The following is a 16,743-nucleotide window of genomic DNA, read 5'->3' as shown; positions in this document are numbered from 1 at the left end:
TATAAGCTGCGATGCATCTAATTTGTATACAAGATGCAGGCAAGATGCCCCGGAGTTTTCCGTGAAGAACATCTCCCCGGAAACTCCTCTCCGCACTACAATTATTTTGGGTTTTTGACTTATATGATTTAGCTGCACATCAGCTTAACTTGATTTATCTTTGGGCTGTAGTGATATTACTCATTACTCATCCTGTAAATACATATTAGTTTTTGCTAAATTTATAGTATAAATAAACACTGAAACCTCCTAATGGATGGGAATTTAGGAGGTGAATACAGCAGTTTCCAGATAAATGAATACAGTATCTAAACTGTACAAGCTCAGATATTAAGCTTTTTCAATGCTTTAGCTAGCGAGTATTTTGCTGTAGGTGTTGCACAAACCAACTGACTGTAAATTCGAGAATTTACATGCTTCTAGTTTGTAAAAAACTCTGTCTAAATACATCCTCACATCCTCAAAAAGATGCATTATTTGACACTGATACTATACCAATAGTTTATCCCAATAGTTTTGAGGTGCTATTAAGATAGTTAAATTTTGCTCTGGCGAGAGAATTTTATCTAGCTATTTATTATATCGCTTACACTTGTTGAGCTTGGTTTTAAATGTTAAAGCATCTAAACTCAAATTACATACTTTCTCGGTGGAAATTGTAGTTTCTGGGAATTCTTCTGTCAAACCCAATTCTGCAACTAGCGCAGTATCTATGCGACTTATCCATTCATCTAGTTGAGTATCGATTTGTGCTAATTCCAAAATAGAAAGCATTCGCTGAGTTTCGGCTTCATTCAGTGAGGGAAGTGAAGATAGACGAATATACTCTTTGATTAACCACAGAAGGGTTTCGTCTATATCATGATGTTCTCCTTCCCTTTGTAAATCATCATCATCTGTAAACTTTAATAAAATGTTCATGATTCTTGCTTTTTCTATGTGCAAATCTGGTTTCTCTGACTTCAAATAGCTTATGTCTCTCTCGAATCCTGGTTTTAAATTAGACAATTGCTCTGTAACTAATGTTTCTGAGTGGGGATTATACTGGACTAACTTTTGGTTTTTTTCTGCAAACAATATATGGTAAATTGTTTCTAACTTTACAAAAAAAACTTCTAATTCGTGTTTTGTCAAATGACTGCTAGTCAAACATTTGAATTCAGGAATCTTTTCTTTTTTCCCTTTTATTTTATGTCGCCTATTGATGAGCGATCGCTCATTTTCTTCACACATCACAATCAACTATTATATAACTCTTCGCTTGTTAATGATACTATGACTGAAAGTGTGACCTAAAAAGATATTTATTAATGTAAAGTTTATTAAAAGGATAAATTATTTTTGGTGAAGGCTTTGATAATCAGCAAGTTTATTAAATATGCTTATGAGGCGAGAGTGCCCAATTTCAAGTAAAAATCCCGATTTACTCGACATATTTTGCGAATCTATATGTACTTATAAATCTCCCTCAAATGACATTTTGTCAATCAACAAGCTAATTATTTCTAAGTATAAATACTCTGAAAATTCCGAGAGTTAGCTTTGAGAGTTAGAAATTAAAAGGAAACAAGTAACTTATATAGATTCATTCCACATCTTAACACCCGAAAAGCACACCACACAAATTGAAATTATCGGTAAATTGGGACTGGGCAAGGAGGGTTTGCACTTTAAAAATCATCTTCACGCTTCTACTACTAGATTGGCATAGTAGTGATTATAGATTGTGTTTGTAGAGTTTTCTCAGCGATCGCATTGCTCGACATCCCCGTTGTCGCAGTGCCACAGCAGTAATTTTTTCTCCGTTTAGGGATAAAATTTCAGCTATTTCTTCCCAAGAGCGATGCTGATAAAACTTCATTTCTAGTAGTTTACGTTCTCCTGGCTCAAGCTGTAGGATTGATTCTTGGAGAATTTGGCTATATTTTTGCCGTTGGGATAAACCAAAACTCACACTGCAAGATGTAATGTGAGCAGTCATTGCATTACCATTAATGCTTGACATTTTCTCATTACATTTAAGTTGGTAAATATATTCAAATCCGGCAGTTCTCAACCAAGCTTCGCGATTATATACAATTTTGCCAGATTCTATCTCCAATTCTAATCGCCTCACTACTTCAGTAAAAATATCATCTGGTGTGTACTTATCTTTAAGTCCAAATTGAGTTAAACGTAACAAAAAGGAAGCAAACAATTTTGCACGCATTGGTTTTGTGAGTATTAGTGGAGAACGATTTTCAGTTAATTCAATCATTTGCACTTTCCCCCTCGAAAGTTAATTGCTAAAATTTCGGTAAAATAGAAAAATTGAAAAACAGAACTCCTGTATTAGTGTCTAATAACATGTGACAGTGTTTGCTAATTTGTGACATGGCTATACAAAATTTTGAAGAGAATAAGGATAAGGGAAAAGGAGTTAAGAGCAGATATGACAAAACTTTATGCTTTCTTATCCTTTCTTATCCCTTCCCTCTCTTTCTCCAGTTATTTACATTCACTTGCTAAGAATACATCTATCAGACTAATGATGTGGTTGAGGCTAGTATCAATTTCAGCAAGCTGTAAAATCTTGATTATCTTCTGAAAATCTTGCTCTTCTGGTTCAAAAATTAAAGCTAATCGAAAATATTCCACAGCAATATCGCCTAAATCGTCATTTAACTTATCTAAATCTAGTTGAGTAGAGATAGAAGTCAGAATTTGTGCTGTAATCTGTTTTTTATTCTGTAGTAGTTCCCAATATAAATCATTATCTTTGTCATGAGAATTATCATTTGCAGCTTGCAGAGACGCATTTATTTTCATCTGCGTCAAAAAAACTTGATTGTCTTTTTTTAACTGCTGCAAGCTATTTCCCAGGTGGCGATTTAACTTTTCTTGCATATACCTTGGTTATTCCAAATAAATTGGAGAAGAATTTGGAGACAGATGTCTGTACAAGTTATATATGTTGGTTAGGAATTAATTGTGACAGAAAATATATTGCAATTGTTATGATTTTATGAGATGGGGATTTACATAGCATTTTTTAATTACCTTGGTGAGAGGCAATATCCCTAATTTACTTCCATAATCCCTACCTTTAATGGAAATTAGATAACCTTAACTATCTTTTTTATTTATTAGTGAGAAAATATTTTTTGATATCAGCTAATGACTTTGTTGAAAGATTTTTAAGTATTAAATTACACTAAATATTTTGCGAAACTGGGAAATATATTTGGTTCGAGGCAAATCTTATAATTAATTTGATTTGATTATTAGTAGGAATCCGTAATAATATTGGGTGCGATGATGTAGTGCAATAGTGCGATCGCTATTGATACAATCTTCAACTTTGAGTTTAATCTGGATGCTATCATCCCAACTCCAACCCTAACCAAGTAATAACCCCGAACAAACAAGGTATGATCTAACCCAGCACTAAAATTAGCCATCATTTCAATACTGATGCCAGACACTCTTCTGACTCTCCCCACTGTTAAACCCCAAATTCCTAATTTTTCCTCTGGTCCCTGCGCGAAACGCCCAGGATGGAATGTAGCAAATCTTGCCAATGCCTGCTTAGGTCGTTCTCATCGTTCCGCAGATGGTAAGGCAAAATTAGCAGAAGTTATTGAACTATCAAAAAAAATCCTCGGTGTACCGGAAAATTACCGTTTGGGAATAGTTCCAGCTTCTGACACGGGAGCTGTAGAAATGGCTCTATGGTCATTACTTGGTAAGTTACCTGTTGATATTTTGGCATGGGAAAGCTTCGGTCAAGAATGGGTAACAGATGTTACTACCGAATTGAAACTAGACGATGTTCGCCTCATGAAAGCACCCTATGGTAGTTTACCCGACCTTAGCCAAGTCGATTTTAGCCACGATGTTGTCTTCCTGTGGAATGGAACCACTTCCGGGGTAAGAGTTCCCAATGGTGATTGGATACCAGATAATCGCCAAGGCTTGACAATCTGTGATGCCACTTCCGCAGTATTTGCGATGGATGTACCTTGGGAAAAACTCGATGTTGTCACCTATTCTTGGCAAAAGGTACTTGGTGGAGAAGCGCAACATGGCGTTATCGTCTTATCTCCCCGCGCTGTAGAACGTTTACAAACCTATCAACCCCCTCGTCCTTTACCAAAGTTATTCCGGATGACGAGTAAGGGTAAACTCATCGAAGGCATTTTTAAAGGCGACACTATCAATACTCCATCGATGTTGTGCGTTGAAGATGCTTTAGACGGCTTGAAATGGGCAGAAAGTCTTGGTGGACTTGCGGGTTTAATTAACCGTAGCGAAGCTAATTTAGCCGCATTGACAAAATGGGTTGAAAAGAGTGATTGGGCGGCATTTTTGGCTGAATCTGCGGAAATTCGTTCTTGTACATCGATTTGCTTGAAAATAGTTGATACATGGTTTGTCGGTTTGACTCCAGAACAGCAAGCTGAATGCGCCAAAAAACTAGCAAAATTGTTGGAAAAGCAGAAAGTGGCTTTTGATATTGCCGCCTATCGTTCTGCTCCTCCAGGTTTGCGAATTTGGGGTGGTGCAACTGTGGAGACTGCCAACATTGAAGCGTTGCTTCCTTGGTTAGATTGGGCTTTTGCTACTGTTAAAGATGAAATGAAATAATATTAAATAGAGACGCAAAATTTAGCGTCTTCTCTCAAGAAAATTCTTGTACATGGGCTGTTCGATGACATCTAGGCCAATTTTTTGGCTTCTTGTAAGATTGCGAATAGCCCATTCTTTATATGTAGAAATTACGCAAAAAAGACCGGTTTCTATGCAAAATCGTTGTTTTTATGATCAGATATCGACGAAGAAACCAGGTTCCTGGCTTCACGTACGTAAGTCCTTGATATGTCTGCTCATTGCATAGCATAATAATAAATTCGTATTTCCCCAACTAACCTTTACCGATACATCGATGCAAGGAAGTTCAACAGTTGTGGACAAAGTGGGAAAGTCAGGGTTTGTACATCTTCTTTTTGCCTAAATATTGCTCCGAGATGTAGCTTGCTTCCCGAAGGGTACCCAATTGAATTGGAGTGGCAACATCTTAAAAAAGATGAGCTATCGGGACAAATGTTTGATGACGAGTTAGACCTTGCTTATGCGGTAATGAATGGGGTTAAAGCCAGGGGAGAAACAGGAAAATACAGTACAGAACGTATTAAATTTAACTCTTATTCTTATTCTTTCTCTTAACCTTTCGTTACATAGTTGTAAATTTCCCCGCCGACTTACTTAACGATCAACTGAATACACCAGGAAATTCTCAAGCTAGTAGCAATGATCAAATAAATAATCGCATAAAAGTTATCTCCGCATTACAACTAATTCGCGAAGATTTAGTTCGAGCCTTAAAAACGGAACGAATTTTGCGCGATAATAAACAATTGTTGGCAAATCATCAAGAATTACTCAGTAACAATTTAGCTAATTTACAAGCTTTGCAAGTTAGCCAAGATGCTAGCGAATATGCCCAAATACTAAACCAATCATTGCAAATTGCGATCGATGTGCAAGCGGAAATTAGAAAACTAACTTGAAGAGGAATTCAGTATTCAGAATTCAAAACAAGTATTTTTGACACTAATCCCTAATTATAAATATTTAGTCTAATAGTCTAAAATATGACAGCTAAACCAAAAATAATTGTCCTAGATGATGACCCAACTGGTTCGCAAACAGTCCATAGCTGCTTGCTTTTAATGCATTGGGATGTGGAGACTTTACGTCTGGGTTTACACGATGGATCACCGATTTTTTTTGTATTAACTAATACGAGGTCTTTGACTCCAGAAGATGCCGCATCAGTAACGAAAGAAGTTTGTCAGAATTTAAAAGTTGCCCTCCAAGCTGAAGGAATCACAGATTTTCTAGTAGTCAGTCGTTCTGATTCAACTTTACGAGGACATTATCCCATTGAAACAGATGCGATCGCTCAAAATCTCGGTTCGTTTGATGCTCATTTTTTAGTCCCTGCGTTTTTTGAAGGGGGACGCATTACCCGTGATAGCGTACATTATTTAATTATTGATGGCGTGCCCACACCCGTACATGAAACCGAATTTGCTCGTGATTCAGTTTTTGGATACCATTACAGTTACTTACCTAAATATGTAGAAGAAAAAACCCAAGGGAAAATTAAAGAGGACTCTGTAGAAAGATTTTTACTTGATGATATCCGTAGGGGTTGTCTAGAACGTTTGATGAAGCTGAGTAATAATCAATGCGCTGTTGTTGATGGCGAAACCCAAGCTGATTTAAATCACTTTGCTGAAGATATTTTAATCGCAGCTAGTCAGGGTAAACGCTTCTTGTTCCGTAGCGCAGCTAGTATTTTGACTGCTTTGGCGGCTTTGCCTCCACAACCTATTGCTGCCGAAAATATGGCACAGTATGTCAGAGGTGGAAAAGCTGGTGCTGTGATTGTGGGTTCTCATGTTAAAAAGACAACTCAGCAGCTAGAAAAATTATTACAAGCAGAAGGAACTGTAGGAATTGAAGTCAATGTAGCCGAATTACTGGATGATAATGCTAGCCAATCTGCTACACTTCTATCGAGCGTTCTTGAAAGAATCCAAGTGGTACATAATGATGGGAAAACGCCTGTTATTTATACCAGTCGTCAAGAACTAACTTTTGAAAGTGTCAAAGTGAGATTAGATTTTGGAGCAAAAGTCTCAAATTTATTGATGGATATTGTGCGGGGTTTACCATCTGACATTGGTTTTTTAATTAGTAAAGGTGGTATCACCTCAAACGATGTTTTAAGTAATGGTTTGACATTAACTTCTGCTAGGTTATTAGGGCAAATCTTAGCTGGTGTTTCCATGGTGACAACTTCATCAGAGCATCCACTATTTCCCAATTTACCAGTAGTTTTATTTCCGGGTAATGTTGGAGATGCAACTGCATTAGCGACGGTTTATCAAAGACTGCTCAGAAAGTGATAATTATTGAGTTCTAAAAGCTCTATTAATCAAACTAAAAATCACAATTTCTAGGGCTTTGTTTTTTTATTTATTTCATTCATCGTTTTTATGGCTGGTGTTGCATGAATTCTGATTCTGGTATCCCGAATAAAGAATCAAATCCAAATTCTTCTGAACCAGCAGAAGTAAATTTAACTGTGTTTGGTGAGGATATTAATCCAGTCCTTCCCAATGAAGAAATTGATACTGTTTTGCACTTTATTTCTAGTCCAGTTGTGGATAATCATCACGATGAGCCTCATTTTATTTCTTCGAGTCAGGTAGATACAGATGATTCTGTAAATGCTGGCTCAAATGATATCGATGCTCAAAATTTCCATGATTTACCTTCAGAAGGTATTGCAGCAGATGTAGAAGCTGTTGAATCAGAGATGGCTCCTACCGCATCAAATTCTTTGGCATCTCCAGAATATCAACAAATTGCTTTGCCTTCTGCAAATCTTGATTCTTTACCAAGGAATGTAATTATTCTGAAAAATAATGTTAATGATATTAATATTATTTCTGTTCCATCTGTAGAACCAGAAAAAACTAATTCTGTACTTCCGCCAACATCTAGTACCCCAGAAATTAATCATCTTCAAACTACTCAAACTAATGCTTTTCAAACTGTTAATTCTCAAGAAATAACAGAAAAAACTCCCCTTACAGAACAGAAAAAGCCTGAAATTGCAACCGAAACAGCTAATAATAAGACAAAAGCACTAGAAGTAACAAAAACAACGGACATAGATAGTAATATTACTGCCTTATCCAGCTTAGAAGAATTAGATACCATAGACTTAGATGCACCTGTTAATCAGGACTCCGTGAGCAAATATCTTCAGGTGCAACTCAAGAGCGAAGCAGAACGGATAGTAATAATTTTACCCAGTGAAACCCAACTTAGTATCTCCGAATATAGTTGGTCAGAAATTTGGCAACAACTGAAACAGCGTTTAAATGGAGGCGATCGCTTCCGAGTAGCCAATACAAATGTACACTTAGTAGCAGGCGATCGCCTTTTGGATGCCAGGCAATTACAAGAACTTGCCGAATCTCTCCACGAAGTCCAACTGCAACTCAAATCAGTCGCAACCAGTCGCAGACAAACCGCAATTGCCGCAGTTACCGCAGGTTACTCAGTCGAGCAAACCCAACTACAACCAAAAATTTCCCTCTCCTCCGAATCAGGCTTATCTGCAACCCCAATAGCAGAACCACTGTACATGGAAATGACAATCCGTTCCGGAGTGGAAATTCGCCATCCCGGTACAGTAATTATCTTGGGAGATGTAAATCCTGGTGGTATTGTAGTGGCAGATGGCGATATTCTAGTTTGGGGTCGTCTACGTGGGGTTGCCCATGCAGGTGCAAGAGGAAACCATGAGTGCCTAATTATGGCAATCCAAATGGAGCCAACCCAATTACGAATTGCTGATGCTGTAGCCAGAGCGCCAGAAAAGTTACCAAAACAACTTCATCCTGAAGTGGCTTACATTACTGCTGATGGGATTCGCATTGCCAAGGCTACTGATTTTTCCAGATTAAATCGGGTTCAATAGGGGTAAAGAGTCAAGGAATAGGGGCAAGAAGAAATATAAATTTATATTTGGTAGTTTATTTTTTACACTTCTTACCTTATACTGCGTACTCTAAAGCGCCTTCTGTTTTGGGATTAAATCTAACGCATAATTTGCTGCGTAGTGACAATTTCCCCTCATGGGAAATTGAGGATTTAAACGAGGATTTAAACTATTATGACTCGCATTATTGTAATTACCTCCGGGAAAGGAGGAGTAGGAAAAACAACGACTACAGCCAACCTGGGAATGGCGATCGCCAAAATGGGGCGGCAGGTGGCTTTGATTGACGCGGATTTTGGTTTGCGAAATCTCGATTTGTTGCTGGGTTTGGAAAACCGCATTGTCTATACTGCTGTGGAAGTTCTAGCACGGGAGTGTCGATTAGAACAAGCTCTAGTCAAAGACAAACGCCAGCCAAATTTGGTACTTTTGCCCGCAGCCCAGAACCGAACTAAAGAATCGGTGACACCTGACCAAATGAAACTATTAGTAAATGCACTGTCACAAAAATACCAGTATGTAATTATTGATAGTCCGGCAGGGATCGAAAATGGATTTAAAAATGCGATCGCACCAGCAAAAGAAGCATTGATTGTCACCACACCCGAAATCTCCGCAGTTCGTGATGCCGATCGCGTCGTCGGACTCCTAGAAGCACAAGGTGTAAAACGTATCCATCTGATAATCAATCGTATTCGTCCCGCAATGGTACGGGCTAATGATATGATGTCCGTACAAGATGTTCAAGAACTTCTCGCAGTTCCTCTAATTGGTGTAATTCCCGACGACGAGCGCGTTATAGTCTCAACGAATCGCGGCGAACCCCTTGTATTGTCCGATACTCCTTCTTTAGCTGCAACGGCGTTTGAAAATATCGTCCGCAGATTAGAAGGTGAAACCGTTGAATTTCTTGATCTTGATTCCCCCAACGATAATATATTTTCTCGACTCCGCAAATTATTGTGGACAAAGATAATTTAGTTTTTACCTAGTTTTTAATTAGTTTTCAGTTAGTTTTTAATAAACTATTTCTCCACCCTTGCACCGTTAGCTGCAATGATTCTCGAATTTCTCGAACGTATATTTTCCCGTAACTCTGACACCAGTCGCAATGAAGTCAAACGCCGCTTGCAACTGGTAATCGCCCACGACCGCGCCGATTTAAGCCCGCAAATGATTGAAAAAATGCGGCAAGAAATCCTGGAAATAGTTTGTCGGTATGTGGAAGTTGAAACTGACAAGTTGGAATTTTCACTGGAAAGCAATAATCGCACCACTGCCTTGATTGCCAATTTACCGATCAAGAGAGTCAAGGAAGAGGCTCCGGAGGAAGAAACCAGCACAGGAAAAGCTTAAATTCAGATTGGATGCTTTCGCATCGTCTCTAATTTTATCATTTTTGGCGATCGCAAGCTAATCAATTGCCAACTGTCAACCATTCGTCCAAAAATTATTTCTGGAAGAAGCACTTGAGATTTTTTTCCAAAACTCAATATTTTTTTCACAAGCTCTTGACTACGCTATACTACATCATGTAGTATCTAAAATCTGAGAAGCTCAAACCTTTATAGGTTAACAGCGTGCATCATGGCGCAGTTCAAAGACATTATCCATTATTTCCGCCCGTACTGGAAATTGAGTATTTTCAGTATTGGGGCAGCTTGTATTTACGAGTTACTTGATTTAGTTGTACCGTATGCGATTGGGCAAATTTTAAATATATTGTCCAATCAACCATTAGATAAACCACTCGCAGGATTTATTACCACATTTGGCAACATTACCAATTCACCAGTAGATAAACCTCTTTCCTTGGGAATACTGCTAGGACTAATTTTTCTAGTTACGGTTGTCCGCGCCCCGACGCAACCCTGGTTAACTGTATGGTTTCACTGGGATATTGCGCTACGAGCCAGAAGGGATAAAACCAAAAGTGCGATCGCAAAAATTCTGACGTTACCTTTAGAATATTATGATGAAAATAACCCCGGTAGAATTGCCGGGAGGGTAGCGCGAGGATTAGCAAATCACACTTGGACTTATCCAGAAATTGCTGGACAGATGATTCCCAAATTAGTCAGAGTTTTGGGGATTTTTGCCTTTATTTTATTCGTGGAATGGCGAATTGCTGTTTTATATCTAGTTTCATTTGTAGTTATCCTTAGCTTCACACTCAAAAATTTGAGACAGATTATTTGGCATGAAGAAAGATTGGATAAATACATGGAAGATACCGAAAGTCGGACTTCAGAAATTATCAGTAATATCAAAACAGTCAAAGCCTTTGCCAACGAATCTGAGGAATTAAAACGGCAAACAACTCGCTTACAAAGGGAATTGACAGTAGTCGATTATCGCATTCACCGAGGTTATACGAAACTCAGCACAATTCAACGCACAATGATTCAAGTTTGTGTGTTTGTAGTGTTTGGTTTCACCTTAGTAGCAACAATCAACGGGAGAATATCCTTAGGTCATTTTATTATGACCTACACACTGGCAAGTATGGCTTATGCTGAGTTGGAACCTATTAGTAACTTGGCAGAAATATTTGCCCGTCGTATTAGTTCAATGCTACGGTTTCATGAATTTCTACAACAACCATCGGGAGTTGATTCTCAAGGACTTTTAGAAGTACAAGAAACAGCCCAAAAACCATACAAATTTTCTGGGAAAGTTGAATTTTCCGGTTTGAATTTCGGTTACGAAGAAAATCGTCTGGTTTTGCATGATATTAATCTATTGATTAAACCTTGCGAAACCGTTGCCTTAGTTGGACGTTCTGGTTCCGGAAAATCTACATTGGTAAAATTACTATTGCGGTATTTTGAACCCAATGAAGGCAAAATTCTCATTGATGGTGAAGATATTCGTAACTTAGATGTCGGCAATTATCGTCGTCGTTTGGCAATTGTTCACCAAGAAGTAGATGTATTCAACGGAACCGTACTTGACAACCTGCGGTATGGGAGAGCGGATGCCACATTCGCAGAAGTTGAAGAAGCCAGTCGTATATCCCGCTTAGACGAAGTCATCAAAATCCTTCCCCAAGGATATTACACCGTCGTCGGAGAGCGGGGAGTGAGACTTTCGGGAGGACAAAGACAGCGCTTGGGTATTGCTCGTGCTTTATTAGTCGAACCCGACGTTTTGGTATTCGACGAAGCTACCTCCAGCTTAGATTATGAATCAGAAAGGGCGATTCAACTAGCAATGCGATCGCTCCAAGGAACCCGTACTACCATAGTAATTGCTCACCGTTTGAGTACAGTGAGGGAAGCCGATAAAATCGTGGTTTTAGATCAAGGACGCATTATCGAAGTTGGCAGTCATGAGGAGTTATTGCGTCATGGCGGAATCTATCAGAGATTACATGCATTGCAAGAAACAGGAGAATTATTAAGTTAAGATTCCACACCAATTCTGATTCAAATGAGAATTTCTCCTCCTCTAATTTTGGGGAGGGGAATTTTTATTTTGTCAGAATCACTCATATGTCATATTAATTCCCCGCAGTTTCCTTTTTTAGCTGCAAAAACGCCACAATCCCCACAATCGGCACAATCACAATCCAAGTGAACACACCGATACTAATTACGGCAGTAATAATACTCCACAAGCTGGCATTTTTAATTCGATTCCGCAATGCCAACCATTGAAATACTCCAGCAACAGCAGCAAATGACATTAGTTGTAGCATTGTTGGCAATCCCATCGCTGATGTAAAAGTACCCGCTAGTATCGCAGTGATAAATCCACCAATATTTAAACCAAACCACTTTAACCAAAATAACCATTGAGCAGGTTTGGGTGATGTAGGAAGGGACTGTTTTGCTGGTGCTGGGGTGACAATTTCTTGCTTATATTGTGCTTGTACAGGTGGAGGTGGATATTGTAGATCGCGATCGCTATTATGAATTGGTGTTATCGGTGGTTGAATATTGGCTTGAGGTTGTGCTGGTGCAGGAGTGGGGATGTAACTTGATGGATATTGACTGCGAGAAATATCTACTACTTTTAATTCTGCTTGTCCTAATCTGAATATATTACCTAAATTTAAAACAACTTCGGATTCAGATAAAAATTGTCCATTTAATAATGGTAGATTGTTATTATTCAAATTCCGCAAGTAAAAACACTGCTTTTGTTTGTCAAAAAATATATCAACATGTTGCCTGGATACGGTGATTTCTGACAGCACTAAATCACAGGCACTTGGGTCTCTACCAATGCGAAATACGCCCTGATTTTTAGTTTTTTGATTCTCTATTATTTTTTGAGTTTTTAATTGTCCAGCCTCAAACCACTCTAAAGTTAATTGGGATACAAGATTGGTGGTACTGGGTATAAATGTTACCGTTGGCAATGATTGAGATTGTTGTAATGCTTGCAATACTTCGCTAGCGGACTGGTAACGTTGGCGAAAATCATAGCACACCATTTTATCTATAATATCTGCAAACCTATCGCTGACTTGAACATTTGGTCGCCAAATAATCTCCGCCGTATCCGGGTCTTCAGCCAACTGATGTGGCATTAATCCTGTTAAAGCTTGAATAGCAATTATTCCCAACGCATAGACATCACTGCTCAGTCGAGGAATCCCTCTAGTTTGTTCGCTGGGCATGTAGCCAGGAGTACCAATACTAACTGTCAGTTGACTTTGCCCTTGGGAAGTCACCTGCGTCACTGCAACTTCTTTAACAGCACCAAAATCAATTAAAAATATTTTATTATCTTGAACACGACGAATTAGATTTGCTGGCTTTAAATCGCGGTGAATTATTTGATGACGGTGAACAAAAGTTAGGGGGATAAGAATATTGTCCAATAAGGCGATTACTTCTTCTTCGTTAAAGCGTCTACCTGGTGTTAATTCCGTCGCGAGGGGATGACCATTGATAAATTGCTGGACTAAAAAGAATTCTTTTTTTTCCTCAAAAAACGCTAATAATCTTGGTATTTGCTCGTATTCTCCCAATTGTTGCAGCACTTGTGCTTCAGAATCAAACAAGCGTCTGGCGATTTGTAATGTCCCCAGGTCGGTAGAATAGGGTTTGAGTTGCTTGACAACGCACTGAGGATTACCAGGCAGTTTCGTATCTTCAGCTAGATAGGTTTGACCAAAACCCCCAGCACCCAGAGTTTGCATGATGCGATATCGGCTGTCTAATAAATTCCCCAACATAAATTGCCAGCGTTAAGATTAATAGTTTTAAATATAGTTTTATAATTATTTTAGCTGGGAATATCGTATTATTTCGTATTTGAGTTGATCTATTAAATACAGCTAAATTCACTAATATCGTAGTGTTAGGAAATTTGGGCATCTTGAGACATAGTCAATAAGAATTCATTGTAAATGCGAAGTTATGACCGAAGTTATGACTTTAAATCTAATAAACCTTCTTCTTTCAGCTTGGGATTAAATCTAATTTCTGTTTGTAATCCTCGCATTTCTAATATTTTTAAAATTTCCGCTTCAATTCTGCGAGCAACATTTTTAATAATTTTAATTCGCATGATTTCATCATGAACAGGATTATTGTAATTTACATTCTCTTCTGATGTCATTAATTCTTTGACATTAATTGCCTGCGTCCATTGGTTTTTATTTTCGGCACAACCAACAGGCGTATAACCATTTTGAGCAATCCAATCTTCAATCCAAGCCTTTTCTATATTTTCTAAAATAGTGCGGCTAGGACGTTCAATTGTTTGAATTTTCAGCCAATAGCAATACTCTGGTTGCCGGACTAAATGCTGCTTTAAACTTAAATAAACATCCCGTGAATATCCGACAAATTGTAATTCTTTGTCTCGATCAAAAATTGCATATACACCAATTTCTCCTTGAAATTCTTCTGGTAATTGACCATTTTGATTGATATAAGGTATGTATTCTATGTTCGCCAATAAATAATTATCTACTGTCATCAATTTATTTTAATTTTTAATATTGATTAAAGGTTATTTATGGATTTTACAACTGCTATCAGTAAATAAACTAGATAGAACAAGTTTCTTTTTGTTAAGAATTTTAAAGTACAGATTTCCATAAAATCAATAAAAACCAGCTTCTCTAGGAAACTGGCTTCATGACAATTAATTTACAGTGCAAACATTGGCAAGTTGATTATAAACGTTGTAACAATTGCTTGACTTTTGGTGTTTGTTGCTGTTTAAATTTTTCGGGAAAATTTAATTCAATTGCGATTCTACCGCCAGCATCTTCTTGAACAGAAATAATTTCCGCCACAAATTTACTTGGTGTCTGACTATTTGCATCTTGGCTGACAAGTAAACCAACCAATGGTTTAGTATTTCGCATATTATGTAAATCTTGCTCCGTCAAATCCTTAGCTGAAGAAGCAGCACGTCGGCTGTCTAGCTCCAAACGTATCCCACTCACACCCAATTCGGTAGCAACACCAGAGAAGAAATGACCATCCCAGTATAATTGACCATATGCTTGGACTTGTTTGCGTACTTTTTTGCGAGGAGCCTGTTTAACATCACGCAGCGATCGCCTTAAACTGGTAGCTAGAAAACCCAAGGAGGCAAACGGTTGATCTGCATAGACGCGGTTTTGAGAGTACCATTCACGCACGTCTGAATAGATAACCAGGGTGAGGTCATCTTTTTGTTGCTGGTTCAGATTGACAAAATCGATCGCCAAATGGGTTTCTGTGTCGCTGACTGGTGATAAACGTATCACCCTGCCAGTAACAGTGGCGCGAGCATTAAAATCCCCCATAATCTCAAGTTGCACTTCATCGGGCAAATTGGGCCAAGATTCTAAGGAAACTAATGATCCAGTTTCGGAAATATTTACAGTTTCCCCCATAATCGTCTGGTCATTACTGGAAATAATCACGGGTAACTGACGCTGTAATCTGTGTGCAGTCCGGATTTGTGGCTGTTCAAACCCGACTAACAAAGCTGATGAGAGCAAAATTAGGTTAAAACCCGACCACATGGTATTTACCATCACTGCTTGCCAGTCCTCTGGACGTAGTAATAACCAGTAAGGAACCGCCAGCAAAGAACCTACAACCATGACGCTGACTATAATTAATCCGCGCATCGATCGCCAGTCAAAGGTACGTTTAGCAATATTAATACCCTTGTCAGTCACGTTAAACGAACCAAGTTTCGGGTTAATTAACGCTAGCAATGTCACCCATCCAGCTTGGAAAGACATAACAAATTCAAAGATTTCATTCCAGAAGGAAAAGCGAACGTGTTTGTAAATGATGTGGTTACAAAACAGCGAGAGGAGAATGTGGGGTAAGGCATAAGCCAGGGTTTCGATACCCAAACCTTGAACAGAGTTGATACCAAACAGTAGGAATAACGTCGGTGCGATCGCGTAAACTAAACGCGGATATCCATACAAGAAGTGGGATGTGGCACTGAGGTAACAAATTCTCTGCGCCAAATTCAACTTTAAATTGGGGTTGAATAAGGGATTTTCTAGTCGCAAAATTTGCGCCATCCCCCGCGCCCAACGCACCTGTTGCCCGACATAGGAAGAAAAAGTATCGGGTGCTAAACCTGCCACCATGATTTTGTCATAGTAAACTGACCTGTAACCCTTAGAGTGCAAGCGTAGGGCTGTATGGCAATCTTCAGTGACAGTTTCAACAGCAATTCCGCCAACTTCAAGGGCATGGGTTTTGCGAATGACAGCCGCCGAGCCACAGAAAAATGCCGCATTCCAGAAATCGTTGCCTTTTTGAAGCACTTTATAAAATAATTCGTTACCTACAGGAATACGACCTTCAGTAACTAAGTTACGCTCGAAGGGGTCAGGGTTATAAAACCAGTGTGGTGTCTGAACAAAAGATACTTTTTTATCGTAGAAGAAACCCACAGTGTGCATCAAAAATTGTCGGGATGGGATGTGATCACAGTCCAGAATCATCACCAAATCGCCGCCAGTTTTATGAAAAGCAGTGTTGATATTGCCTGCTTTCGCATGGTCGTTATTATCCCGCGTCATATGAATACAGCCGATTTCTTCGCACATACGTCGTAGCTCTTGACGACGACCACGAAACTGCTCATAACGGGGGTCATCGGCTCTGTAACGTTCAGGACGACCATCATCCAGAACATAAACTGTTTTCTTTTCAGGGGCGTAATCACAAGCCAAAGCCGCTAATGCAGTCTTGCGG

14 protein-coding genes and 1 pseudogene are annotated in these 16,743 nt (G+C 38.8%); 8 read left to right on the top strand and 7 right to left on the bottom strand.

The annotated features are described in order from the left end of the window. Positions 1–570: 570 nt before the first annotated feature. From VB733_RS13955 to VB733_RS13940, 4 genes are all read right to left on the bottom strand, one after another. On the bottom strand, positions 571–1,233 hold the full coding sequence (locus VB733_RS13955) for a hypothetical protein (protein ID WP_323340664.1): 663 nt from the start codon (positions 1,231–1,233) through the stop codon (positions 571–573). 484 nt (positions 1,234–1,717) lie between these two features. After that, on the bottom strand, positions 1,718–2,257 hold the full coding sequence (locus tag VB733_RS13950; RefSeq protein ID WP_323340663.1) for a sigma factor-like helix-turn-helix DNA-binding protein: 540 nt from the start codon (positions 2,255–2,257) through the stop codon (positions 1,718–1,720). Positions 2,258–2,487: 230 nt separating this feature from the next. Further along, positions 2,488–2,886, bottom strand: coding sequence for a hypothetical protein (locus VB733_RS13945; protein ID WP_323340662.1), 399 nt, complete (start codon positions 2,884–2,886; stop codon positions 2,488–2,490). A gap of 377 nt (positions 2,887–3,263) precedes the next feature. Continuing rightward, positions 3,264–3,464: a hypothetical protein gene (locus VB733_RS13940; RefSeq protein WP_323340661.1), complete on the bottom strand. Its 201-nt coding sequence runs from the start codon at positions 3,462–3,464 to the stop codon at positions 3,264–3,266. On the opposite strand from VB733_RS13940, the gene VB733_RS13935 reads away from it, so the two are divergent. The 8 genes and pseudogenes from VB733_RS13935 (at position 3,454) to VB733_RS13900 (ending at position 11,971) form a co-directional block, all read left to right on the top strand. Then, on the top strand, positions 3,454–4,626 hold the full coding sequence (locus VB733_RS13935) for a phosphoserine transaminase (RefSeq protein ID WP_323340660.1): 1,173 nt from the start codon (positions 3,454–3,456) through the stop codon (positions 4,624–4,626). The genes VB733_RS13940 and VB733_RS13935 overlap by 11 nt on opposite strands. Positions 4,627–5,013: 387 nt before the next feature. Continuing rightward, complete coding sequence (locus tag VB733_RS13930) at positions 5,014–5,205, top strand: hypothetical protein (RefSeq protein ID WP_323340659.1); 192 nt, start codon at positions 5,014–5,016, stop codon at positions 5,203–5,205. 38 nt (positions 5,206–5,243) lie between these two features. Continuing rightward, positions 5,244–5,549: pseudogene (locus tag VB733_RS13925) on the top strand (hypothetical protein); the annotation flags it as partial. Positions 5,550–5,633: 84 nt separating this feature from the next. Next, entirely contained in the window at positions 5,634–6,956 is a 1,323-nt protein-coding gene (locus VB733_RS13920) for a four-carbon acid sugar kinase family protein (RefSeq protein WP_323340658.1), read from the top strand. Between the two features lie 710 nt (positions 6,957–7,666). After that, positions 7,667–8,542 carry a septum site-determining protein MinC gene (gene minC / locus VB733_RS13915; RefSeq protein WP_416336318.1) on the top strand — a complete coding sequence of 292 codons (876 nt, stop codon included), beginning with the start codon at positions 7,667–7,669 and terminating at the stop codon, positions 8,540–8,542. Positions 8,543–8,737: 195 nt separating this feature from the next. Next, a complete protein-coding gene (minD, locus tag VB733_RS13910) occupies positions 8,738–9,544 on the top strand; it encodes a septum site-determining protein MinD (RefSeq protein ID WP_323340657.1) in 807 nt (268 codons plus the stop codon). Positions 9,545–9,619: 75 nt separating this feature from the next. After that, a complete protein-coding gene (minE, locus tag VB733_RS13905; protein WP_323340656.1) occupies positions 9,620–9,919 on the top strand; it encodes a cell division topological specificity factor MinE in 300 nt (99 codons plus the stop codon). A 231-nt stretch (positions 9,920–10,150) separates the two neighbouring features. Next, positions 10,151–11,971 carry an ABC transporter ATP-binding protein gene (locus VB733_RS13900; protein ID WP_323340655.1) on the top strand — a complete coding sequence of 607 codons (1,821 nt, stop codon included), beginning with the start codon at positions 10,151–10,153 and terminating at the stop codon, positions 11,969–11,971. Between the two features lie 94 nt (positions 11,972–12,065). Here VB733_RS13900 and VB733_RS13895 read toward each other — a convergent pair whose 3' ends face one another. From VB733_RS13895 to VB733_RS13885, 3 genes are all read right to left on the bottom strand, one after another. Beyond that, the gene (locus VB733_RS13895; RefSeq protein WP_323340654.1) at positions 12,066–13,751 is read right to left on the bottom strand and encodes a protein kinase domain-containing protein; all 1,686 of its coding nucleotides are present in this window, start codon (positions 13,749–13,751) and stop codon (positions 12,066–12,068) included. 194 nt (positions 13,752–13,945) lie between these two features. Beyond that, positions 13,946–14,500, bottom strand: coding sequence for a GIY-YIG nuclease family protein (locus VB733_RS13890; RefSeq protein WP_323340653.1), 555 nt, complete (start codon positions 14,498–14,500; stop codon positions 13,946–13,948). 199 nt (positions 14,501–14,699) lie between these two features. Next, the coding region (locus tag VB733_RS13885) for a glycosyltransferase family 2 protein (protein ID WP_323340652.1) at positions 14,700–16,743 on the bottom strand (2,044 nt) is incomplete at its 5' end.

The sequence above is a fragment of the Calothrix sp. UHCC 0171 genome, assembly GCF_034931845.1.
In the GTDB taxonomy this organism is placed as follows: domain Bacteria; phylum Cyanobacteriota; class Cyanobacteriia; order Cyanobacteriales; family Nostocaceae; genus Brunnivagina.
This window is presented reverse-complemented; position numbering and strand designations above follow the sequence as displayed.